The sequence below is a fragment of the Gluconobacter sp. DsW_058 genome (assembly GCF_002153615.1).
Classification (GTDB): domain Bacteria; phylum Pseudomonadota; class Alphaproteobacteria; order Acetobacterales; family Acetobacteraceae; genus Gluconobacter; species Gluconobacter cerinus.
Window position 1 is genome coordinate 58,275 of the sequence record NZ_JOPH01000058.1, and the last position, 21,677, is coordinate 79,951.

Here is a 21,677-nt window from a genome sequence, read left to right on the forward strand (position 1 = left end):
CAGGCCTCTCGCAATTTTGGCATCAGGCTCTTCTTCAGAACGTTCGGTCCTACAACTCGATGACTGGCCACGATGGCACTGCTCCCTCAAGAGATCCGAACATTTCTGGCGCACGATCAATTCGGGAAGAGACCATTTTTTTTGTCCGAGCGGCGCCTTGTAGAACCGTCGGCAGCGTTCCCAAGTCTTCTCATATAGGAGACAGACCGTGAGCAAATTGACCAAAGAAGAGCGAGACAGCCTACCCGACGATGACTTCGGCCTTCCGGAAAAAAGGGCCTACCCCGTCGACACAAAGGCCCGGGCCCGAAATGCGAAAGCGCGCGCAACGCAGGAGCTTGAACGCGGTCTTCTGACGCCGGAGGAAAGAAATGAAATTGATCAGGCGGCAGATCGCAAATTACAGGAAGAATAATCCAGAATCAGAAACGGCCCCGAATTTCTTCGAAGCCGCTCTCTGACGTCATTGGAACATTTAGTTGGCTTGCGCGCCCCGAAGCGGAGCATCTGCCGGAACATCCTTGAGCGGAATGCCCTGATACTTTCCTGTCAGAGTTTTCAGGAAGGCCACAATGTCCGTAACATCCTGTTCTGTGATGTCATGATCGGGCGTCTCATAACGGGCCATGGCACGAACCGCAGCGTCCAGCGTCTTTGCTGATCCGTCATGGAACCACGGGCCTGTCAGCTCCACGTTCCGCAGGTTGGGGACCTTGAAGCGCTCACGATCAGACGGATTGTTCGTGAAGGCAAAGCGGCCATCATCCACAGCCGTCAGCTTGGTGTGACGATCCTCGAAATACGGCCCTTCCAGACCCAGAATTTCGTAAGCGTCTCCACCGACCGCAACACCGCTATGGCAGCCCGAGCAGCCAATTGCCTTGAAGCGTTCATAGCCACGCTTTTCCTGAGCCGTAATCGCGTCTGCCTTGCCCTTCAGGTACAGGTCGAAGCGGCTGTCTGGGGTGATCAGTGTTTTTTCATATTCGGCGATCGCGTCCGTCACCGTGTTCTTGGTGATATCGTCCGAACCATAGATGGCCGTGAACTGATCAGCATATCCAGGCTCAGCACGCACACGATCGGCAACGGATGCCCAATCATGAGATCCCATTTCCAGCGGGTTCATCACTGGGCCTGCAGCCTGCTCAGCCAGATCCTTGGCACGACCGTTCCAGAACTGACCGATATTGAAGACGGAATTGTAAACCGTCGGTACGTTAATCGGGCCGGTCTGACCATTAATGCCGGTCGCCGTGGTCTGATTATCCACACCGCCCTTGTTCAAACCATGGCAGCTCGCACAATTGAGCTGGCCATTGCCTGAAAGCTGCTTGTCGAAGAACAGGGTCCGGCCCAGTTCAGCCTTTTTCCAGTCTACGGCAATTGTTTCCGGGATCGGCTGAAGAACTTCGCCACGGAATTCTGGCGCCACGTCAGAGCTGGCATAATAGCGCTCACGCTGATCACGTACCCACTTCAGAATGTCCGCACGCTGTTTCTCATCCAGATGAGCATGGGGATGCATCGTCAGGTAAGCCGCAGGCGGCATACGGTTCTGAACAATCACTTCCTCAATACGGGAAAGCTGTTCAACCGATGGGGGCTTGCCCTGCTGGAACGCTTCAATGATCGGCGCAAACTCAAAATGACGCTGCCCCTGCTCCAGATCACGGCTCATAATCTGATTGGCGAGCGGGAGTTTGAAGTAGAATGGCAGATCGGCGTTGCGCGTGTGGCAGTAGTCACAACGGACTTCCTGAAACGCTGCAAACGCTGTCATGGCGATAGGGTCATGCCGTGTGGGGCTGCTCGCGGGAAGCTGCGGCGCACCAGCATGATCGAAATGCTCAAGATAGGTGACTGTTCCGCCCCAGGCGACAACGCCCAGTGCCACCAGACCGGCAATTCCTTTGGTAATTGTGCTGCGACGCACCGCAAATCTCCTCACTGTCACGAGAATGTGAGGTTTGGAGATTGTAACACAAGAAGTCAAAACGATTGATCCTGTCAGACCTACAGGTCTGACCGATCATTCGTCTTCCCAGTCTTCCTCCCGGGTCCCAATCGCAGCCCTGAGGCGCTTACGGGCAATGTTGACGTAGCGTGTGTCTTTTTCCACGCCAATGCCGGACAACCCCTTGCGTTCCGCCGCAATCAGGCTGGTCCCCACCCCCATAAACGGGTCCAGCAGGACCCCGCCCGGCTTGGCGCCATGCAACCGCAGACAGGCTTCCGGCAACGCGATTGGAAACGTCCCCGGATGGCTGAATTTTTCTTTTCGGCTTCGCACGGTCTCATAAGGAATGAACCATGTGTCTCCACGGCATCGACGATCCATCTCATGCTGTCGGCGCGAGATATTGCTCTTGTCCGTAAATGGAACGCCAGCATCCAACCGGGCAACTTTGACGTCCCCCTTTTTCGTCAGATGAAAAATATGCTCGTGATTACGGTTAACAAAGCGGGGTGAATTCAGCGGCTTGAAATGCCCATAGGTAATTTCACCCACCGAAATCGACTTGATCCAGGTGATATGGTTCTGAAGCACAAAAAGCTTCCGCAACCGGGACATCAGTTCGAACGGCAGCCAGGGCTGTGAAGATGATCCAGCGATATTCAGAAAGAACGATCCATCGTCCTTCATGATCCGTTTCACACTGGCACAGACGTCTTCCATCCAGTCCAGATAGGCATCTTCCGGCAATTGGTCCTGATAGGTGCGATATTCGATCCCAAGATTATAGGGCGGAGACGTCACCACGACATCCACCGTCTGCGACGACATGCGCCGCAGAACTGTGGTGCAGTCTCCCCGGATCAGCGTATGGGCGCCGAGTGTTTCCCGGCGGCTCCGGATCATGGAGTGGACGAATCCACTGGAGGACGCGGCAACAGAATGACCATTCGGCCATTTTCATGCAGATTGCCGGCAACATACTGGGCAAAAGCACCCCATCCGGTGAACAGATCGGCACGTCCCGCCCCCTTGATATCGGTTCCGATATCCTGAGCGAACACGAGGTGCTGCCAAGGCGCTGGCTGGCCCTTTGCATCCGGAAGCTTTGTCTCAACCCAGAGCGGGGTCGCAAACGGCACGATCGATCGGTCAATCGCAACGGACCGCCCAGCGGTCAGTGGCACACCGAATGCTCCTGTCGCGCCCTGTGCCAGACTTCCCGTATCTTTGCGGAAGAAAACGTAATTCGGGTTACGCTCCATCATCGCCATCATGCGATCCGGATGCGCCTCCAGCCATGCACGGATGCTTTCCATACTGACAGCAGAGGGAGCCAGCTCGTTATCCTGAACCAGCACACGGCCAAGCGGGACATAAGGCTGGCCATTCTTGCCGTCATAACCAGCCCGGATCTGTGATCCGTCTGGCAGGATCAGACGACCGGAACCCTGAATTTGCAGAAAAAACAGGTCCACAGGACTTTTCAGCCATGCAATTTCCAACCCGCGCCCCGCCAGGGCACCACCGTCAATCTGAGCACGATCGTAATATGGTTTGAACTGACCGTTCTCCCAACGTCCCGTGACCATCTGACCGTTGGTTGCTTTGGCACGAACCATATCTGTCGGACGCCCATACAGAGGCGTCTGGTATGGCCCCTCGCGCGTCAGAGATGCCTCAATCTGAGGTTCAAAATACCCAGTATAAAACGCTTTGGTATCGGTCTCGTAAGGCTGGAACCATGTCTGCAGGTAAGATTTGGCATCCGCAGCACTCTCCAGTCCGGCGCAAGCACCAGACCAGTCTCCAACCTGACGGCCATACGGAAGGATGTCTGCTCCCCCGAGAGGCGTTTCAGGCGGCAATTGCGTCAACCGATGGCACTCCTGCCGCAGAACGGGCAGGAGCGAAGCGAAATCCTCCCGATCCCACCCCGCGAGTGCATCGAAGCCTACAGGCGTCAATGAAACAGAAGATGACGGTTCATTCGACGTGGTGCACCCGGCCAACATGGTCAGGGCAGCCAGACTCAGCAGCTTTTTCATAATGGACGAACTATTTTCAGGCTGGGCGCGATGCCGCAAGACGCCACCGCGCGTCCGACGTCCCAAACTGACGTTCAAACAGCCATAGATCATGGAATTCCGTCACGGCATCCGTGCCCTGTACAGGGTCTCCGTTGCGATCCGTCAGCATATTAACCTGACGAGACACAATCCGAACTTCGATTCGACCAATCTGGGCAGCCGCATCGTTGGTGGGAAGCATCGCATCCAGAATGGCCATGCTTTCGATACCGCGCAGATCGCTGCGCTGTGTTTCGCCTGCTTCGGCGCGCGCGTTGATCGCGGAAAGAAAGGCGTCTTCCGTCTCCTGTGTCATCAGACCTGACAGAGCCGCGCGGTCCCCCGCAGCGAAAGCCGGAACAATCTGGCGGAACGTGTTTTCAGCATCCTTAAGAAAAGCCTGAGGCGTAAAACCCGCATCAAGCTGGGTCATACGACCCAGTACGCTGCCCACCCGGGTTGCCGGAGCGGGAATGTCGTATTCGACCTGCGCCACGACCGTTTCCTCACCCCGCTGGCTTGTACCAGGCAGCGGTGGAGGCGTCGGACGCGCGGAAGCCTGCCCACCAGCAGCGAAAACCGGCGGACGCTCCTGACGCACACCCTGCATGCCAATGCGACGCCCCAGCACGCGGTACAGGCGAAAGCCCAAGGCAATCGCCAGAATTGCCAGCACCACGATGTCCCATGGGAACGCGTGACCGGAATGGCCCATCAGAGCGGAGGGAAGATGAATGTCGTCAGAAGACATGAAGATTATGTTTCACACAGATCGTTGGAATTTCCGTTGTCTTACAGATAGGGCGACAGCGGACCAATCTCAACCTTCCGCATGCAGGAACCCCGTCTTGGCGCGCATGACACATCATGCTACCGCCACTGTATCGCAATCGTTCCATCGCTATCCGCCTCGCGGATCCGGAGACCGTACATGTCCGAGAATACCACCGACAACACTGCACAGAACATGGAAGGCGCTCCGCCGCAGATGCCGCTTGCCGTCAATCTGCAGTACACGAAGGACCTGTCCTTTGAAGTCCCGGCTGGCGCTTCCATTTTCGCAACCCTGCGCGCTGCACCGCAGATCTCCGTGAACATTGATGTTCAGGCAAATCGCCTGGAAGAAGAGCAGCCGGTTTATGAGGTTGCCCTGGCCGTCCGCGCCGAAGCTGCTGAACCCGCAGCAGAAGAAGGTGGCAAGGCTGGCCGCACGGTTTTCATTGCCGAGCTGACCTATGCTGCCATCGTAACTCTCGGCAACGCTCCGCAGGAACTCGTCGAGCCGATCCTGCTGGTTGAAGTGCCGCGCCTGATCTTCCCGTATGTGCGTTCCATCATCAGCGACGTCACCCGTGACGGTGGCTTCCCGCCGGTGGTTCTGCAGCCGATCGACTTCGTTGCTCTGTGGCAGGCCAAGCGCGCCCAGCAGTTCCCTGAGCCAGCTGGCGAAGCCTGATCCTTCAGGCGACGAAAGGCCCGAGCCGTTCCAGCGGATCGGGCCACTCCACTGCACGCCAGTCCTTTTCGGTCAGGCGTGTAGCGATGGCCTCTGACAGGCAGAGCGCCCTCACACCGGACAGAGCATTTCGCTCCGGCGCTCCCAAAGCCTCCATGAAGGCTTCAGCCGTTTTTCCGGAATAAAGAACAACCCCTTCGACACGGTCGCTCAACAAAGCGTCTCGCGCAGCATCCGTAAGAGCTTGCCTCTTCGTCACTGCGTATGCGTCGATGCGCCTGGCCCTCAACGCTGCGGCCAGATCGAGGCCATAACCCTTGCCACATGCCAGCATGAGGGACTGTCCCGCCAGGTTGTGACGACGGCAGAACTCCAGCAGAGCTTCAGCGTCGCCATCTGCGGCATGAACATTGGAAAAGCCCATGGCGCGAGCATGTTCAGCCGTTTTTGCTCCTACCGTGACCATCAAACGGTCTCGCGGCCAATTTTTAAGAGCGGCCAGCGCATTGGCGCTTGTCAAAGCTACAGCCGCGCAGTCAGTCACGGCTATAGGTTCGTAGGTCTGAATTTCCAGCATCGGGCAGGCAATCGCCTTCCATCCCTGAAGCTGAAGGGCCTCGGAGGTAGAAGCCAGACCCGGCTCGGGACGCGTGACCAGAACAGCGCGCCGCGCCATGATCAGGCGCGTGTCATCTCGGCAAAAATTGCAGCAGGCGTATTGCGGCGCAGCTCGTCTGCCAGTTCCGTTCCCATCCGGGCGGCCTCAAGTGGCGCACCAGTGATTTCACGGCGGATCAGGAACGTTCCGTCTTCGCTCGCAACCATACCTGTCAGCTTCAGTACGCCAGCCTCAATTCTGGCATATCCGCCAATTGGCGTTCGGCAGGACCCGTCAAGCTCGGCCAGCAGAGCACGCTCCGCAGTTGAAACGGCCCGGGCTTCCGGGTCTTCGATGGCAGACAGAAGCTCACGCAGCTCCGTGTCACTCTCGCGTACCGTTACACCGACGATACCCTGCCCTGCGGCTGGAAGCATCTGGTCCGGCTCAAGAACGATATCGACACGGTCTTCCATCCCGAGACGCCGTAGTCCAGCAAGCGCCAGAAGCGTGGCATCACACGCCCCCGCCTGCAACTTGTCGAGACGCGTCTGAACATTGCCACGCAGCAGCCCAAACCGGAGATCCGGGCGACGGCTCAGCATCTGCGCCTGTCGACGGACGGACGCACAACCGATCAAGGCACCCTCTGGCAAGGACGCATACGGATCAGCCGGGTCAACTTTGGTGGACCGGTCACGCAGGATAATGGCATCCCGAGCGTCTTCACGCTTCAGCGTGCACGCCAGGACAAGACCGGGAGGGAGATTGGTTTCGAGATCCTTGAGGCTATGAACTGCGAAGTCGATCCGGCCCGCTACAAGAGCTTCATGGATTTCCTTGGCAAACAGGCCCTTGCCACCAATTTCCGCCAGACGCTGGCTGAGGTTCCGATCACCTTCAGTGCTGATCTGATGTTCCTGGAACGCTCCCATGTCACGCAGGACCGGGCAAAAACGGGTCAGACGTGTCAGAAACGTCCGCGTTTGCCACAGCGCCAGCGGTGACGCGCGCGAGCCCACTCTGAGTGGGAGTTTGCGCTGGCCGGACGGGCTGGCGGCATGAGATCGGCGGACGGCTTCCGCCGCGACCTTTTGAAGGGCGTCGGAAGACAGGACGGAAGCATTCATGGACCGCACCTGTAGCTCATTCAGGCGGGGCTGTCATGATATGAGAGACTCGGTCATAATGCATGCCATGTCTGACCCTGCTGCATCCCGCCCCCTTCTGGCGATCGAAACGTCCTGCGACGATACCGCCTGCGCTATTCTGGCCTATGACGGCACCATTCTCGCCGAAGGTGTTCTTTCCCAGAACGATCACGCCATTCTTGGGGGCGTCGTACCAGAAATTGCAGCACGAGCTCATCTTGATGCCTTGCCCGCCCTTGTCCAGTCCGTGCTCGACAAGGCCGCCCTCACCTTGCAGGACATTGATACCTTCGCAGGAACGACTGGCCCGGGCCTGATTGGTGGGCTGATTGTGGGCAGTTCCTATGCAAAAGGGCTGGCTCTCGCACTGGGCCGACCTTTTATTGCCGTCAACCACATTGAAGGGCACGTCCTGACGGCTCGACTGCCGTCTCTTGAGGCTGATCTTCAGTTTCCCTTTCTGACGATGCTAGTCTCAGGCGGTCACTGCCAGTGCATTTCCGTGGAGCAGACAGGCCAGTACGTGCGTCTTGGTGGCACCATTGATGACGCCGCCGGCGAGGCCTTCGACAAAGTTGCCAAAATGCTTGGTCTTGGCTGGCCGGGTGGGCCTGCTCTTGAAAAGCTGGCACAGGAAGGCCGCGCTGATGCTTTTGCGCTTCCTCGCCCGCTTAAAGGGCGTGAAGGCTGCGACTTTTCTTTTTCCGGCCTGAAAACAGCCGTCAGCCGCCTGATCGAGCCCTTGGGATCAGGCGCTCTTCCGCGCCAGTTCGCTGCCGACGTCGCCGCATCCTTCCAGCAGGCTGTGGCAGATGTCATGGCAGACCGTGCGGAACATGCGCTTGCAATGGCGCCTCACACGACTGCACTCGTCGTCGCAGGTGGCGTAGCTGCGAACCGGACACTTCGCGGTGCGCTGGAAGCTGTTGCAGACCGCCACGGTATCCCATTTATCGCTCCTCCGCTTCGCCTTTGCACGGACAATGCTGTCATGATCGGCTGGGCAGCCCTTGAGCGCCTCCATGCGGGTGAGCATCCCAACGAAATAGATGTCGCAGCCCGCCCCCGCTGGCCTCTTGCGGAACGTCATCCCGCTCACAGCCCTTCCTGATTCCATAGCCGGAACCCGTCTCCCGTGAACTACAGACACGCCTACCACGCCGGAAATTTTGCGGATTGCATGAAACACGCGATCCTTCTGGTGCTTCTGAAGTCCCTCGCGCGCAAACCTGCGGGATTTTGTGTTCTCGATACACATGCAGGCTGCGGACAGTATGACCTGTCTTCTGAAGAAGCCCAGAAAACCGGCGAATGGAAAAGCGGGATCGGCCGACTTCTGGACTCGGAAGATCCCGCTCTTCAGGATTATCTGTCCGCCGTGCGCGACCTTGGCCTTTATCCGGGATCACCGGCCCTCGCTCGCCATGCGCTGCGCCCCCAGGACCAGCTTGTGGCCTGCGAACTTCACCCAGAAGATGTTCGCCCGTTACGTCGCCTTTTCCGGGATGACCCGCAGGTCTCCATTCATCATCGCAACGGTTATGAAGCTCTACGCGCGCTTCTCCCCCCTAAAGATCTGAAGCGTGGTCTGGTTCTGATTGATCCGCCATTTGAGAAGCTGGACGACTTTACGCAATGTGCTGAGGCGATCTCGCTGATCCGCAATCGCTTTCGCGCAGGCATTGTCGCGGTTTGGTATCCCATCAAGCACCGCACCCCGGTTCGAGCCTTTTACAATGCCCTGAAAGATGCAGGCATTCGCGACATTCTGGCATGTGAATTTCTTCTGCGCCCGGCGTTGGACCCGTCTCGCCTGAATGGATGCGGAATGCTGGTCGTGAATGCTCCTTTCGGATTTAAAGAAGATGCCGCGCGCGTCCTGAATGCGTTGAAGCAGGGGCTTGCGACGGATGACCCGGAAGACGACATGCAGGTGCATATTGAACGTCTGGTAGAGGAATGAACATGAACGGGCGCCATATCGCAGTCATCGGCGCAGGCGCCTGGGGAACGGCTCTCGCATGTGCCGCGGCCCGTACTGGAGCACGCGTTACACTCTGGATGCGAACTCCGGTTCCTGCTGGCGTCCGGGAGCTTCCTCGCTTGCCCGATATCCAGCTTCCTGACGCGGTCACCGTTACAGGCGTTTTCCCAACACATGCGGACGTTGTGCTTCTGGTTGTGCCCGTTCAGACTGCCCGATCCGTATCCGTCGCACTGGAAGGTGTTCTCGCTCCAGGTGTGCCGGTCGTGACGTGCTGTAAGGGCTTGGAACAGGCGACCTCGCTTCTGCCACTTACCGTACTCGCCGAAACGATGCCTGATCGGCCAACTGCCGTTCTCTCCGGGCCAAACTTCGCCATTGAAATTGCAAAAGGCCTTCCGGCAGCAGCGACATTGGCCAGCACAGATCTGGCGCTAGCAAAAGATCTCACCAGTATCCTCAACTCGTCATCGCTTCGTCTCTATGCCAGTGATGACATTGCGGGTGTGCAGCTTGCCGGAGCAGCAAAAAACGTTGTGGCGATCGGCGCGGGTATCGTGATCGGAGCAGGCCTGGGCGAAAATGGCCGGGCAGCCCTTATCACCCGGGCTGTCGCAGAGATCGCGCGCCTGGCCGAAGCGTTGGGCGGACGTGCTGCCACTCTGGCGGGCCTATCTGGCGTTGGAGACCTGATCCTGACCTGTACCGGGCGAGGCTCACGGAACTACAGTCTCGGTATTGAGCTCGGAGAGGGTCGCCCCCTGTCAGAAATCCTCGCTTCCCGTACAACGGTTGCTGAGGGCGTTTTGACGGCGCCAGCGCTCGTGGCGCTCGCTCACAAGATGGGCGTACATGTCCCGATCCTTGAGACGATCACCCATCTGCTTTCAGAAAAACTTACACTGGAAGAAGCCAGAACGCTGCTGCTGGACCGACCTCCGACGCTGGAATAATCGGCTTTTCAGACGAACAGCCCGGCGATCACAGCGCTCATGGCGTTAGAAAGCGTACCGGCCACCACGGCGCGCACCGCCAGTTTCGATACATCCGTCCGCCTGCGCGGCTCCGCACTGCCAAACGCACCAATCAAAATGCCAATGGTGGAAATATTCGCAAATCCACACAGTGCGAAAGACAGGATCGTAATGGTTCTATGCGAAAGGACATGCGCATGAATCATTGGAGAAAGATTCACGTAGGCGACGAATTCATTGAAAGCGATTTTCTGGCCGAGCAATCCACCCGCCACTACACACTCAGACCATGGCACGCCCATCAGCCAGGCAAAGGGCGCAAAAACGTAACCAAGGATTTGCGCGAGAGACAGCCCGACCATCGCCAGAAGACCATCTGTCAGGGCAATAATGCCAACAAAGGCAATCAGAACTGCCCCGACTGCAACCGCGATTTTGGCACCGTTCATGGCACCTTCGGCTAAGGCCTCAAACATGCTGTGATGGCCATGATCCGCCCCAGCAATCTCTGTGCTGACATGCCTCGGGCCGGGGAACAGAACACGTGAAAACAGCAGGCCACCCGGAATAGCCATTGCAGATGCAGCGAGCAGGTTCTCCATCGGAACCCCTAGCGATGCATAACCTGCCAGAACTGAGCCTGCGATGGATGACGTCCCGCTGCACAGAACCGTCGCCAGCTCTCCAATAGAGAGACCGGCCAAGCAGGTCTGGAGCGCAATCGGCATTTCACTCTGGCCAAGGAAAATGGTCAGAACGGCTGAAAAAGATTCCAGCTGCGTGGTGCCGAGAATTTTCGCGAGAGCGCCACCGATGATGCGCGACAGGAACTGAAGCACACCCCAGTGCTGCATCAGCCCCAGAAGCGCCGCGACATACACGATTTCAGGCAGAACCTTGAGGGCGAAGATAAATCCTCCGTCCCCGAAAACCGTGTCCATTTTCGGCCCTACAAGACCACCGAAAAGGAAGGCACTTCCCTGATCCCCGTAAGACAGGACCTTCGTCACGGCCCCGGAAATCATGTGGAGCCCATGTGCCCCGGCAGGAATCCAGAGAATTACGGCTGCAATAGCCACCTGAAGGGCTAAGGCACGCGCAACCAGTTTCCAGTCGATCGCCCGCCAGTTCGTGGAAAATAACGCGCCAAGACAGAGAAGACCGGCCATGCCGATCAGGACGCGCAGGATCACGAAGGCAAGCTCCCTTTCAAAAACAGAACGGTTGCACAACCTGTCTGCATGACAGCGCCATGTCCAGCCCTGCTCTCGCCTCTTTAGCAGTATGATATTACAGTAGATGAAAATGAGGGGGAGAAACCATGACCTGCGCCTATGATTTCCACCTGCCCGGGCTGTCTGGGGAAACAATTGATCTTTCCCAGTTCCGTGGTCGGCCACTCCTGATCGTCAACACAGCCTCAAAATGCGGCTTTACCCCCCAGTATGAAGGCTTGCAGCATCTGTGGTCCCTCTATGGGCGCGACTACCCGGACGGCATGACGGTTCTTGGCGTACCTTCGAATGATTTTGGCGAGCAGGAGCCGGGCTCAGCAGAAGAGATCAAGACATTCTGCCACCGCAATTACGGGGTCTCATTCCCTATGGCGGCCAGAGCCCATGTCAAAGGGCCAGACGCCATCCCGCTCTTCAAATGGTTGGGTAAAGAGGGCGGATTTTTATCCCGCCCCCGCTGGAATTTTTATAAGTATCTCGTGAACCGTGAAGGGCATCTCGTGCGATGGTTCACACCGCTCTCAAAACCGACGCCCGGACGGGTAGAAGAGGCCGTCCGCCGGATTCTTCTCGATCACTGAATTATAGGGTGCCCCGGTTTCCGGCCGGGACAGCGCCTCTTCAATCAGGCGGACATTGCGCATGTCGGCTTTGAACACGGTATCGAACAGGTCCCCCATTAGCGGAACAACACCAACTACCCCTTCGATGCCCACATTAAGCAGCATCTTGCGAACGGTTGCTGCTCCCACACCCATCCGGTGGCCTTCCCAGACAATATAGAGGGACAGGAGCGTTCCAAGAGCCAGCCCTCCTCCGGGAATGAGCCCCAAGACCGTATCAATACCTGCTCTCAAGCGAAGCCCGGGAATTCGGACAGCCGAGTTCAGAACCCAGGCCAGACGCTTGAGCCGCTCCAGCCTTCGTAAGAGTTCTGCGGTGTCTGATGGAGATGAGGAAAATGCGGTTTTGACCATGATACAAAATAACACGCAGACGGGATCGAGAGTTTCCTCTTTTTCCTTGACGCAGCGTATCAAAAAACGCGAGCCTCATGACAGGAATATGACAGGAGACTTCTCATGACAGCGTCTCTCCTTCGGCCCATTCTGCCGCTTCTGGTGGTTGCTGCCCTTGGCGCCTTCACGCCTTCTGTCGCACATCACGTCACGAGCTTTCTGGGCCTGCCCGGCATCTTCTGGGCGAGCGTCATGCTGACGCTGGAAATTGTTCTGCTTTGTATCGGTCTGGCTGCCGTTCGCCCTTCCATGATGCGTCCTTCGGAAAAACTTTACGCGCGCGAGACTGTTCTTCGCTAAAAATCGTTCCTTCTGGCTTCAGGAGGATATGTTACCCGTCAGCGGGATACGCTAGAGACAGGAAATGCTTCGCAATTTCCTGACAGTTGGCAGCTGGACCATGCTTTCGCGTGTTCTGGGCCTGATTCGTGACCAGCTTCTCGCTGCCTTCCTTGGAGCCGGCCCCGCACAGGACGCCTATCTGGTGTCCCTGCGCCTGCCGAACATGTTCCGGCGACTGTTCGGAGAAGGCGCGTTCAACGCAGCCTTCGTGCCGATGTTCACTGCCAAGTATGAGACTGAGGGACGCACCGCAGCCCTGCGTTTTGCGGGGCAGGCTCTGTCCGCTCTGGTGGCATGGCTGATGATCCTGACGATCATCTGTGAACTGTGCATGCCCCTCATCATCTCGATTCTTGCCCCCGGTTTTCAAGGCGAGCGTTTTGAGATGGCCCTGACGCTGACACAGATCACTTTCCCCTACATGGTCATGATCTGTGCGGCGGCTCTGGTTTCCGGTGTGCTGAATGGTCTGGGGAAATTCAGCGCTGCATCCGCTGCCTATCTGAGTTTCAACATCATCGGCATCGCAGCGATCTTTCTAGGGGCCTATGTCTGGCACAGTGTTGCCCTGACCAGTGCATGGGGTGTCGTTATTTCGGGCATTGTCCAGCTGGGTGCCCTCTACTGGGCCGCTCATCGTGCCGGTGTCGCTCCGCATCTCGTTCGCCCCAGCTTTTCAAAAGATATCCGTGGTCTGATGCGCCGGATGGGACCCGGTCTCGTCGGATCGGGTGTCACACAGATGAACCTGATGGTGGACACGATCATTGCCACCAGACTGCCCGTTGGTTCCCCGTCGATTCTGTACTTCGCGGACCGGATCAACCAGCTCCCTCTTGGCGTTCTTGGTGCGGCGGCGGGTACAACCCTCTTGCCGCTTCTCACGCGACACGTGGCCAACAACGACCGAGCTTCCGTACATGCCAGCCTGAACCGGGCCCTCGATTACGCCCTGCTTTTGACGCTTCCCGCAACGATGGGCCTCATTGCACTGGCTCCCTCGATCATGGCTGGCCTGTTCAGCTACGGTCACTTCACGGTCGCAGATGCACTGAAGTCCGCCCAGTCCCTGCGGGCCTACGCCCTTGGGCTTCCAGCATTTGTACTCATCAAGGTCTTTTCGCCCGGCTTTTTCGCGGAAGGGGATACCAGCACTCCGGTCCGGATTGGTTTCTTTACCCTTGGATTGAATCTGGCGCTCAATCTGTTGCTCTACAAGCCACTGGCTCATGTGGGCCCTCCATTGGCCAGCACGATTGCAGCGGTCGTGAACGTTGCCATTCTGGCCGTGCTGCTGCATCGCCGTGGCATCTTCCAGCCTGACCCACGACTAAAAAGCCGCTCAGCCCGCATAATCGGCGCCTCTCTCATGATGGCCCTCTGGGTTGCCGCAGCGCAGAAGTTCGCCGCTCCCGACCTGCCGAACTGGCACGGAATCTGGCGCCTAAGCATGCTGGGCGCACTGATCGTGTTCGGGGGCGTGGTCTACGCCATTTCTCTCGACGCCCTGAAGGTTCTGAAACTCAGTGACGTGCTCGCAGCGTTGCAAACGCGCATCGCCAGAAGACGCACACGCTAAGACACTGATCCTGCCGGTTCACACACCGGCAGGGACACGGTAGTTTCCCCTCCCCTCCTCATATCTCACCACCGGAGACCGGACCCATCGGCACGTTCATGCCCCTGCCTTCTGCCGCCAATGCCACGCCTTCCATGGCGCAATGGTTCGCGCTCAAGCATCAGGAGCCAGATGCTCTTCTGTTCTTCCGAATGGGTGATTTCTACGAGCTATTCTTCGCAGATGCCCAAGCCGCCGCGATGGCACTCGATATCGCGCTGACAGCACGGGGCAATCACAACGGCGAGCCGATTCCCATGTGCGGCGTTCCGGTTGCAGCGGCACCGGCCTATCTGTCTCGTCTGATTCGCCGAGGCTTTCGCGTTGCTGTTGCTGAGCAAACGCAGGCACCGCAAAAAGGCCAGAAAGGCCCGCTTCCCCGTGCGATCGTCCGTGTCGTCACTCCGGGCACTCTGACGGAAGACGAACTGCTCGAAGCTGGCCGCGCCAATCTGCTTCTGGCTATTGCCCGCTCCGGAGACCGCCGCTCCAAAATGATTGGCGCAGCCTGGATCGATATTTCTACAGGCGCGTTCGAGACAACGTCCGTGCCTGAAGTCGCCCTTCCAGAGCTGATGGCCCGCCTGGACGCTGCGGAAGTTCTTTCAGATCCGGAACTCATCCCGGCAGACCACGCCAGCCGGCTTGCACCAGTCGCTGTTCCGCCGTCTCTGGATAGCGCCCGCACTCTGATTTCCCGCGCCTACGGGGTGGCACAGATTGATGCGCTCGGAGACTTCCCGGACGAGCAGGCCATCGCCTGTGCCATGGCACTTCACTATGTGCAGCGCAGTCAGGCCGGAGCGCTTCCCAGACTCTCGCGTCCGATGCCGCAGGGCATCAGCGGCGTGCTCGGGATCGACCCAGCAACCCGCGCCAGCCTCGATATCCTGCGTACCCGTGATGGGGAGACGAAATACAGCCTGTTCGGTGTGATCTCCCGCACTGTCACAGCAGCAGGCTCCCGCCTGCTCTCTCAGTGGATTTCCTCTCCACTCACTGACGCCATCACCATCACCGAGCGTCAGAACGCATGGCTGTGGCTTCAATCCGTTCCGGGTTTTACAGCCGCATTGGGCGATATTCTCAAACGCACACCAGACCCGGCTCGCGCCCTCGGCCGCCTTTCGGCAGGACGTGGCCAACCGCGCGATCTCGCATCCATTCGCGATACTCTGATTGCCGCTGACGACCTGACAGCCCTTTTCCAGCCAGCCTGCGACAAAAACACACCGTCTCTGATTCGCACGCTGACGGCTGGCCTTTATGGCCGCGCCGATGCCCTGTTGGACACGCTGAGAGCTGCGCTTGCGGAAGAATTGCCTGCACGCATCGAGGACGGTGGTTTCATCGCCGTCGGATTTGATGCCGAGCTGGATCGATACCGGACACTCCGGGATGAAAGCAGACGGATCGTCGCAGCACTTCAGGGGCGCCTCTCCGAAGAGTACGGGATCGGCAATCTCAAGATCCGCCATCATGCTCAACTGGGTTACGTCATCGAGGTCCCTGTCGCAGCCGGGGCGAAGCTGAAAGAACGACCTGAGCTTTCTTTCCGACAGGGCACAGCGAGCCTCGCACGCTTCTCCACCGAAGAACTCGCTGCGCTGGATCGCGCCATCCTCGAAGCAGCAGACAAAGCGAGCACGCTGGAGCGCCGCCTTTTCACAGCGCTCTGCACCCGCATCCTCGAAACTCCAGCGCTGGACAAGGTCGCAGAACATCTTGCCCTGACAGACGTCTTACGATCCTGCGCAATTCTGGCAGAGGGAGGATCGTGGTGCCGCCCAACGGTCACGGCCGATACCGATTTCGAGCTGGTCGCTTGCCGACATCCCGTTGTCGAAGCCGCCCTCACAGAAACCGGCAGCGCGGACGCACGCTTCATTCCCAATGACTGCGCTCTTCCCCCAGAACACCGCGCCATGCTTCTCACCGGCCCGAATATGGCGGGTAAATCCACATTCCTCCGCCAGACTGCTCTTGCCGTGATCATGGCGCAGGCCGGGCTGCCGGTTCCGGCGAAAAGCGCCCGTATTGGTGTTGTGGACCGGCTATTTTCGCGTGTGGGTGGTGCAGACGATCTGGCGCGTGGGCGCTCCACCTTCATGGTGGAAATGACTGAAACCGCTGCCATTCTCAATCAGGCTGGTCCCAAATCTCTTGTCGTCGTCGACGAAATTGGACGTGGAACGGCAACGCTGGATGGCCTCTCTATTGCCTGGGCAACGCTTGAAGCGCTCCATACCCAACTTGGCTCGCGCACGATTTTCGCTACGCATTTCCATGAGCTGGGCGCTCTGACCGAATTTCTGCCGCGTCTGGCTCCGTACACTATGGCCGTCAAAGAGTGGCGCGGCGAAGTCATTTTCCAGCATGAAGTCCGTCCTGGCTCAGCCCGTAAGAGCTGGGGCCTTCATGTGGCCAAACTGGCCGGGATTCCGCAATCGGTGGTGAACCGTGCTTCCCGGCTTCTCAGCACATTCGAACGTGAACAGGCTGAAGCCCGCTCTTCGCTGCCTTTGTTCGAAGCCGTTGCAGACGCATCAGAAGACGCCCCGGAGCCGCAGGTTCTGCACTCTCCGGCCCTCGATGCGCTCACAACCATCAATCCGGATGATCTATCTCCCCGAGAGGCGCTAGCCGCGCTATATGATCTTAAACGCCTCGCTACAGGAGACAGGACTTGAAAAGTGCTGGTTTCTGGGGCGAAAGTCTTCCCTCCCCTTTCGCTGACGATACGGATACGACCCTGTCTGACCGCAAAGCCATGACCCCGTCGCTGCAAACAGCTCTTCAGACTGCCGCCGCACAGGGGCTGACGTCCCGAGATGACGTCCTCTCCATCCTTCGTCGTCATCTTGGCAATGGCCATGCAGATATCCGCATCAGGTTCGAAAAGCGCCTGATCTCGGGGATCGATGCGGCACGCGCGCTCGCGGCTCAGGCCGACAGCGTTGTCTGTGCGCTGGCTGATCTTTCTGCCGCCCAGGACAATGCGTCCTCCGAAGAGCCACTCTGTCTGTGTGCCACCGGCGGCTATGGAGCGGGCCTTCTCGCCCCCTTCAGTGATATCGACATCCTGTTTCTCATTCCGGAAGATGCATCTCCGGCCCTGACCACACGCATTGAGTTCATTCTCTATGCCCTCTGGGATCTTGGCCTCCGAGTCGGTCATGCGACGCGCTCCATCAGCGCCTGCATCAAGGACGTGGCCGAAGATCTGACCATCCGCACGGCCCTTCTGGACCTGCGCCCCCTTTATGGTGACCGGACGCTCGCCCGTAATCTCCGCTCAGCCCTTGGCGCGGACCTCCAGAACGACACGCTGTGCGATTTCGTCCGTGGCAAGATTGAAGAGCGTGAGCTGCGCCATCGCCGTTTTGGTGACAACCCATACATGGTTGAGCCGAACATCAAGGAAGGCCGCGGCGGCCTCCGTGATCTTCAAACGCTGAACTGGATGGGCCGTGCTGCTCTTGGCTGCGCCATTACAACGCCAGACCAGAGCACGGCCCCTGCCGAAGCCGTCCCGACACCATCCTTTATTTCCTTTGGCCTCCTGACCAACCGTGAAACCCACCGCGCCCGGCGTGCGTGGGATTTTTTCTGGACTGTCAGGCTGCACCTTCACTACATCACCGGCCGCGCGGAAGAGCGGCTCACCTTTGACGTTCAGCCCGTCATCGGTGGCCGGATGGGCTATGCCACGCACGGACGTCAGCGCGGTGTCGAGCGCTTCATGCGACACTACTTCCTGACAGCACGGGACGTCATGCGCCTGACGCATGTTCTTCAGCCGATCGTGCTGATGCGCCTGCAGGATCAGGCAAGCGACACTCATCCGGAAGCACTCCCAGGGCCAGAAGGTTTCGAACGTATTGCCGGACGCCTCTGCCCTGTTGATCCGGTCACGTTTGCGAAGAACCCGCGTGATATGTTCCGAATGCTGGACTGCGCGCGCCGGCATGATCTGGAACTGCACCCACTTGCCATTCAGCAGCTTATCCGCAACGAACGGCATGCCGTTGAACTGCGGGATGATCCGGAAACAGCGCAGATCTTTCTTAATCTGCTCTGTGAACCGAGTGCGGATGAGACAAAAACCGTTCCGTTCTGGCTTCCCATTCTGAACGAAACCGGCCTGCTCGGTCGCCTGCTTCCGGACTGGTCACGCGTTGTCGGCCAAATGCAGTTCGACAGCTATCACATCTATACGGTGGACGAGCACATCATCGAGGCCGTCCGTATGATGGGCCAGATCGAAGCGGGTCATATGGCGGATGAGATCCCGCTGGCTTATGGGCTCGCCAAGGATCTGCGCTCACGCCGGGCCCTTTATGTCGCGGTTCTTCTCCATGACATTGCCAAGGGCCGTGGCGGCGATCATTCGGAGCTCGGGGCGGATCTGGCCCTCACCATCTGCCCACAACTGGGTCTGGATCCTGAAGAGACAGAGACAGTCTCATGGCTGGTTTTGCATCATCTGCTGCTGTCCCAGACAGCATTCACCAGAGACATTGATGATCCCCGGACGATCCTTGATCTCGCAGACACCATTCAGTCTCCGGAACGCCTTCGCCTTCTCCTCCTCCTGACAATCGCGGACATGCGCGCCGTCAGCCCCAAAGTCTGGAATGCATGGAAGGCCACGCTTCTACGTGAGCTGTTTTCCCGCGTAGCAGAAGTTCTGGAAGGCGGACTGGCCGCAACGGAGCAGGACGGCCGCGTCACGCATGCTCGTGAATTGGCCCGAGATGGTCTGAGCTCGCTGCTGCCAGAAAGCAGTATCGAGCACTTTCTGGCTCTCGGATATCCCAGCTACTGGCTCGGTTTCGACACCGATACCCATATGCGCCATGCGCGCATGATCCACGATTCGGACCGATATCGCTCACCGGTCACGGTCGAGGCTTATCCAATTCCGGAACGCGGCGTGACGGAGCTGACAGTGCTCTGTGCTGACCATCCAGGGCTGTTCTCACAGATTGCTGGCGCCCTTGCTGTCGCAGGCGCATCCATCGTTGATGCGCGCATTCACACCCTCAGCGATGGCATGGCTCTGGATACTTTCTGGGTTCAGGACGCTGATGGATGTTCCTTTGAAGATCCTCACCAGCTTGGGCGTCTTAATCATCTGGTCGAACAGGCCCTGTCTGGTCGCCTCGACCTGAAGAAGGGTATCGCAGAGGCGCGTCATCGCGGAGCTTCCCGTCGGATGCGCGCTATTCACGTTCCACCCCGTGTAGTGATCGATAATACCGCTTCGGACCGGCACACCGTCATCGAGATCAATGGTCGTGACAGATCTGGCCTGCTCCATGACATCACAACGACGCTGAGCGAGCAGTCGCTTCAGATTTCCTCTGCTCACATTACCACCTATGGAATGCGGGCTGTGGACGTTTTCTATGTTCGTGACCTTCTGGGCATGAAGATCACAGATCCAACGCGCCTGTCTCACATACGTGAGACACTCCTTGCTTCCCTGACGTCACAAACCGTCAAGAAGGCTGTTGCTGCGCCCACTCCCTGAGGTTTTCGGCCACCTGTTCCACAACGGGTGGCCACGCTTCTGGCAGGAAGCCTTCTGGTCTGAATTGCCGCACATTCTGGTACCAGGGAGTTGTTTTCCAGCGCCAGTCACCGCCTCGGCGATTCAACAGCCAAAGCGGGCGCCCCACGGCACCGGCCATATGTGCCACCGCGGTATCCACACTAATAACAAGCGAGCACCGCCCTACAGCGTCCGCAAGCTCTTCGGGTGTTTCGAGAGAGACCTTTTCCATCCATTCCGGGCAACTTCCCTGTTGAAGGGACACAAAACGAACGCCCTCAACACGTTGCAGCGGCTCCAACCATCTCAGGCTTAGAGAGCGACGCCGATCAAACTTGTAAGACGGATTTCCCGCCCAGCAGAGTCCAACAACCCGCGGTTGCGGGATCGACGCAGACTCCAGATAAGGCGCTGTTCCTCCCTGGCCCGCCAGCCCCAGAACAAATGGTAAGCTCAGAAGACTGATTTCTCCTGCGACAGGTCCTTCTGGTTCCAGAATCCGAGCATGGTCCATCGTAGGCATCCGGCTTACTAACGCAGCCACTGGCACATGCAGTCGGAGAGGTCGTCTGGTGGCGGCTAAAGGCAGAAACCTCAAAAACTGGATGCTATCTCCCAGACCCTGCTCTGCCGTCACAGCAATCGGCAATTCACCTTCGGAGCCGTCCCACACTGGAGAAGACTGCGGCGTATTCAGAAGGCGATGTCGACTTTCAAATTCCAGCCAGCCTTCCGAAAATTCGCCGTCTCCCAGCAAAATAGTCGCGCGATTGAAGCGAGCCTGGGCTTGCTCGTAACCAGACGTCCGATCAGCGATGACCGAAAAAAGCCGCTTGGCTGTCTCTTCCTCGCCCATCTCCATCAGAACCGTTCCAAGGTTATTGGCGATCCGGGCATCCTCGGGAGCAAAGCCCAGTGCTTCTTCCAAGGCGTGGCGTGCTTCCGGCAAATTCCCAAGAGCCATCTGAACCAAGCCGAGACTATTCACAGTTGCTCCGGTTCGGGCTCCCAACTCACATGCCTTTTCCAAAGCCTGCAGGGCTGACTCTAAAAGTCTGCTTTCAAAAAATGCCGCTCCGAGATTAGCCCAGCCACGCCCATCGCGCGGCGCACGTTTCGTCACTCTGTCAAAACTGAAAAGTGCCTTATCCGGACGCCCATCCTGCAGATAGATTTCACCAAGCCTTGTGAGATATTCGACATCGTCTCGCGCAAGGGCGCACGCCTCCTCCAGAGCTTCACAAGCCTCTTTACGCTGCCCCAGCAGCAAAAAGACTTCAGCACTCGCGGCATGGGCGCGCGGGTCAGCAGGCTGCAATGTTCGCGCTACGGAGAGCGCCGCACGTGCGGGTTCAAAGTGGCCCTCTGCAGCGAGTGCCAACCCCAATGTGATATGAACACGCGCTGATCTTGATGCTGGAATGCCACCAGCCTGCAAAGCCCGTCCCGCCATCGCAATAGCTGTCGCATTCTGCCCGCGAGCACGAGCCAGACAGGCCATGCCGTGCCATGCATCAGGTTGCGCAGGGTCATGAGCCAAGATGTCACGAAAGGATTTTTCGGCGCTCGCGAGGTCGCCTCTGGCGAAGCAGTCAAAAGCAAAACGCGTCGGATCTGGCTTGTAATGACCTGTCATGCGTCAGTGATGCGGCCAAATGCCCTGAAAATCCATTCCTTCGAGAAGATTTCGGCAAGACAACCCAAAGAAACACCATGA

General features: G+C 58.2%; 19 protein-coding genes. 10 read left to right on the top strand and 9 right to left on the bottom strand.

Translation table 11 applies throughout. The annotated features are described in order from the left end of the window. The first annotated feature begins 208 nt into the window (after positions 1-208). Positions 209-415: a hypothetical protein gene (locus HK24_RS11190; protein WP_086634536.1), complete on the top strand. Its 207-nt coding sequence runs from the start codon at positions 209-211 to the stop codon at positions 413-415. 60 nt (positions 416-475) lie between these two features. Here HK24_RS11190 and HK24_RS11195 read toward each other — a convergent pair whose 3' ends face one another. The 4 genes from HK24_RS11195 to HK24_RS11210 form a co-directional block, all read right to left on the bottom strand. Further along, positions 476-1,936, bottom strand: coding sequence for a cytochrome-c peroxidase (locus HK24_RS11195; RefSeq protein WP_064273998.1), 1,461 nt, complete (start codon positions 1,934-1,936; stop codon positions 476-478). 96 nt (positions 1,937-2,032) lie between these two features. Further along, positions 2,033-2,863: a site-specific DNA-methyltransferase gene (locus HK24_RS11200; RefSeq protein ID WP_046899662.1), complete on the bottom strand. Its 831-nt coding sequence runs from the start codon at positions 2,861-2,863 to the stop codon at positions 2,033-2,035. Continuing rightward, positions 2,860-4,005 carry a murein transglycosylase A gene (locus HK24_RS11205; protein ID WP_086634537.1) on the bottom strand — a complete coding sequence of 382 codons (1,146 nt, stop codon included), beginning with the start codon at positions 4,003-4,005 and terminating at the stop codon, positions 2,860-2,862. The genes HK24_RS11200 and HK24_RS11205 overlap by 4 nt, the downstream gene beginning before the upstream one ends. A gap of 16 nt (positions 4,006-4,021) precedes the next feature. Then, on the bottom strand, positions 4,022-4,777 hold the full coding sequence (locus tag HK24_RS11210; protein ID WP_086634538.1) for a Tim44/TimA family putative adaptor protein: 756 nt from the start codon (positions 4,775-4,777) through the stop codon (positions 4,022-4,024). 180 nt (positions 4,778-4,957) lie between these two features. Here HK24_RS11210 and secB point away from each other — a divergent pair, with 180 nt between their 5' ends. Further along, positions 4,958-5,482, top strand: a complete 525-nt coding sequence (secB, locus tag HK24_RS11215; RefSeq protein ID WP_046899665.1) for a protein-export chaperone SecB — start codon at positions 4,958-4,960, stop codon at positions 5,480-5,482. Positions 5,483-5,486: 4 nt separating this feature from the next. On the opposite strand, the gene HK24_RS11220 is transcribed toward secB, so the two are convergent. Together HK24_RS11220 and hemC are read right to left on the bottom strand one after the other, a co-directional pair. Beyond that, positions 5,487-6,158: a uroporphyrinogen-III synthase gene (locus HK24_RS11220; RefSeq protein ID WP_086634539.1), complete on the bottom strand. Its 672-nt coding sequence runs from the start codon at positions 6,156-6,158 to the stop codon at positions 5,487-5,489. 2 nt (positions 6,159-6,160) lie between these two features. Next, positions 6,161-7,210: a hydroxymethylbilane synthase gene (hemC, locus tag HK24_RS11225; protein WP_064273994.1), complete on the bottom strand. Its 1,050-nt coding sequence runs from the start codon at positions 7,208-7,210 to the stop codon at positions 6,161-6,163. A gap of 58 nt (positions 7,211-7,268) precedes the next feature. On the opposite strand from hemC, the gene tsaD reads away from it, so the two are divergent. From tsaD to HK24_RS11240, 3 genes are read left to right on the top strand one after another with little or no spacing between them, the layout of a single operon-like run. Beyond that, positions 7,269-8,342, top strand: a complete 1,074-nt coding sequence (gene tsaD / locus HK24_RS11230) for a tRNA (adenosine(37)-N6)-threonylcarbamoyltransferase complex transferase subunit TsaD (RefSeq protein WP_086634540.1) — start codon at positions 7,269-7,271, stop codon at positions 8,340-8,342. A 24-nt stretch (positions 8,343-8,366) separates the two neighbouring features. After that, positions 8,367-9,194: a 23S rRNA (adenine(2030)-N(6))-methyltransferase RlmJ gene (locus tag HK24_RS11235; RefSeq protein ID WP_086634541.1), complete on the top strand. Its 828-nt coding sequence runs from the start codon at positions 8,367-8,369 to the stop codon at positions 9,192-9,194. Then, entirely contained in the window at positions 9,191-10,168 is a 978-nt protein-coding gene (locus HK24_RS11240) for an NAD(P)H-dependent glycerol-3-phosphate dehydrogenase (RefSeq protein ID WP_086634542.1), read from the top strand. Before HK24_RS11235 ends, HK24_RS11240 begins: the two co-directional genes overlap by 4 nt. A gap of 8 nt (positions 10,169-10,176) precedes the next feature. Here HK24_RS11240 and HK24_RS11245 read toward each other — a convergent pair whose 3' ends face one another. Further along, entirely contained in the window at positions 10,177-11,421 is a 1,245-nt protein-coding gene (locus HK24_RS11245) for a NupC/NupG family nucleoside CNT transporter (RefSeq protein WP_086634543.1), read from the bottom strand. A gap of 89 nt (positions 11,422-11,510) precedes the next feature. On the opposite strand from HK24_RS11245, the gene HK24_RS11250 reads away from it, so the two are divergent. Continuing rightward, the gene (locus HK24_RS11250) at positions 11,511-12,005 is read left to right on the top strand and encodes a glutathione peroxidase (protein ID WP_083956279.1); all 495 of its coding nucleotides are present in this window, start codon (positions 11,511-11,513) and stop codon (positions 12,003-12,005) included. On the opposite strand, the gene HK24_RS11255 is transcribed toward HK24_RS11250, so the two are convergent. Then, positions 11,946-12,401, bottom strand: a complete 456-nt coding sequence (locus tag HK24_RS11255; RefSeq protein WP_086634544.1) for a DUF4112 domain-containing protein — start codon at positions 12,399-12,401, stop codon at positions 11,946-11,948. The two genes, HK24_RS11250 and HK24_RS11255, sit on opposite strands and share 60 nt — an antisense overlap. Positions 12,402-12,506: 105 nt before the next feature. Here HK24_RS11255 and HK24_RS11260 point away from each other — a divergent pair, with 105 nt between their 5' ends. The 4 genes from HK24_RS11260 to HK24_RS11275 all read left to right on the top strand — a co-directional run bounded on the left by HK24_RS11260 (position 12,507) and on the right by HK24_RS11275 (position 19,939). Continuing rightward, complete coding sequence (locus HK24_RS11260; protein WP_086634545.1) at positions 12,507-12,743, top strand: hypothetical protein; 237 nt, start codon at positions 12,507-12,509, stop codon at positions 12,741-12,743. 64 nt (positions 12,744-12,807) lie between these two features. Further along, positions 12,808-14,364: a murein biosynthesis integral membrane protein MurJ gene (gene murJ, locus HK24_RS11265; RefSeq protein WP_086634546.1), complete on the top strand. Its 1,557-nt coding sequence runs from the start codon at positions 12,808-12,810 to the stop codon at positions 14,362-14,364. A 98-nt stretch (positions 14,365-14,462) separates the two neighbouring features. Continuing rightward, a complete protein-coding gene (gene mutS, locus HK24_RS11270) occupies positions 14,463-17,093 on the top strand; it encodes a DNA mismatch repair protein MutS (RefSeq protein ID WP_086634547.1) in 2,631 nt (876 codons plus the stop codon). After that, positions 17,090-19,939, top strand: a complete 2,850-nt coding sequence (locus HK24_RS11275; RefSeq protein WP_086634548.1) for a [protein-PII] uridylyltransferase — start codon at positions 17,090-17,092, stop codon at positions 19,937-19,939. Before mutS ends, HK24_RS11275 begins: the two co-directional genes overlap by 4 nt. On the opposite strand, the gene HK24_RS11280 is transcribed toward HK24_RS11275, so the two are convergent. Next, positions 19,908-21,596, bottom strand: coding sequence for a tetratricopeptide repeat protein (locus HK24_RS11280; protein WP_086634549.1), 1,689 nt, complete (start codon positions 21,594-21,596; stop codon positions 19,908-19,910). The two genes, HK24_RS11275 and HK24_RS11280, sit on opposite strands and share 32 nt — an antisense overlap. Between the last annotated feature and the right edge of the window lie 81 nt (positions 21,597-21,677).

Coding starts and splice junctions, on each gene's coding strand:
- HK24_RS11240 (WP_086634542.1), top strand. CDS start 9,191: ATGAACATGAACGGGCGCCATATCGCAGTCATCGGCGCAGGCGCCTGG.
- HK24_RS11255 (WP_086634544.1), bottom strand. CDS start 12,401: ATGGTCAAAACCGCATTTTCCTCATCTCCATCAGACACCGCAGAACTC.
- HK24_RS11250 (WP_083956279.1), top strand. CDS start 11,511: ATGACCTGCGCCTATGATTTCCACCTGCCCGGGCTGTCTGGGGAAACA.
- HK24_RS11280 (WP_086634549.1), bottom strand. CDS start 21,596: ATGACAGGTCATTACAAGCCAGATCCGACGCGTTTTGCTTTTGACTGC.
- murJ (WP_086634546.1), top strand. CDS start 12,808: ATGCTTCGCAATTTCCTGACAGTTGGCAGCTGGACCATGCTTTCGCGT.
- hemC (WP_064273994.1), bottom strand. CDS start 7,210: ATGAATGCTTCCGTCCTGTCTTCCGACGCCCTTCAAAAGGTCGCGGCG.
- HK24_RS11200 (WP_046899662.1), bottom strand. CDS start 2,863: ATGATCCGGAGCCGCCGGGAAACACTCGGCGCCCATACGCTGATCCGG.
- HK24_RS11205 (WP_086634537.1), bottom strand. CDS start 4,005: ATGAAAAAGCTGCTGAGTCTGGCTGCCCTGACCATGTTGGCCGGGTGC.
- secB (WP_046899665.1), top strand. CDS start 4,958: ATGTCCGAGAATACCACCGACAACACTGCACAGAACATGGAAGGCGCT.
- HK24_RS11210 (WP_086634538.1), bottom strand. CDS start 4,777: ATGTCTTCTGACGACATTCATCTTCCCTCCGCTCTGATGGGCCATTCC.
- tsaD (WP_086634540.1), top strand. CDS start 7,269: ATGCATGCCATGTCTGACCCTGCTGCATCCCGCCCCCTTCTGGCGATC.
- mutS (WP_086634547.1), top strand. CDS start 14,463: ATGCCCCTGCCTTCTGCCGCCAATGCCACGCCTTCCATGGCGCAATGG.
- HK24_RS11260 (WP_086634545.1), top strand. CDS start 12,507: ATGACAGCGTCTCTCCTTCGGCCCATTCTGCCGCTTCTGGTGGTTGCT.
- HK24_RS11220 (WP_086634539.1), bottom strand. CDS start 6,158: ATGGCGCGGCGCGCTGTTCTGGTCACGCGTCCCGAGCCGGGTCTGGCT.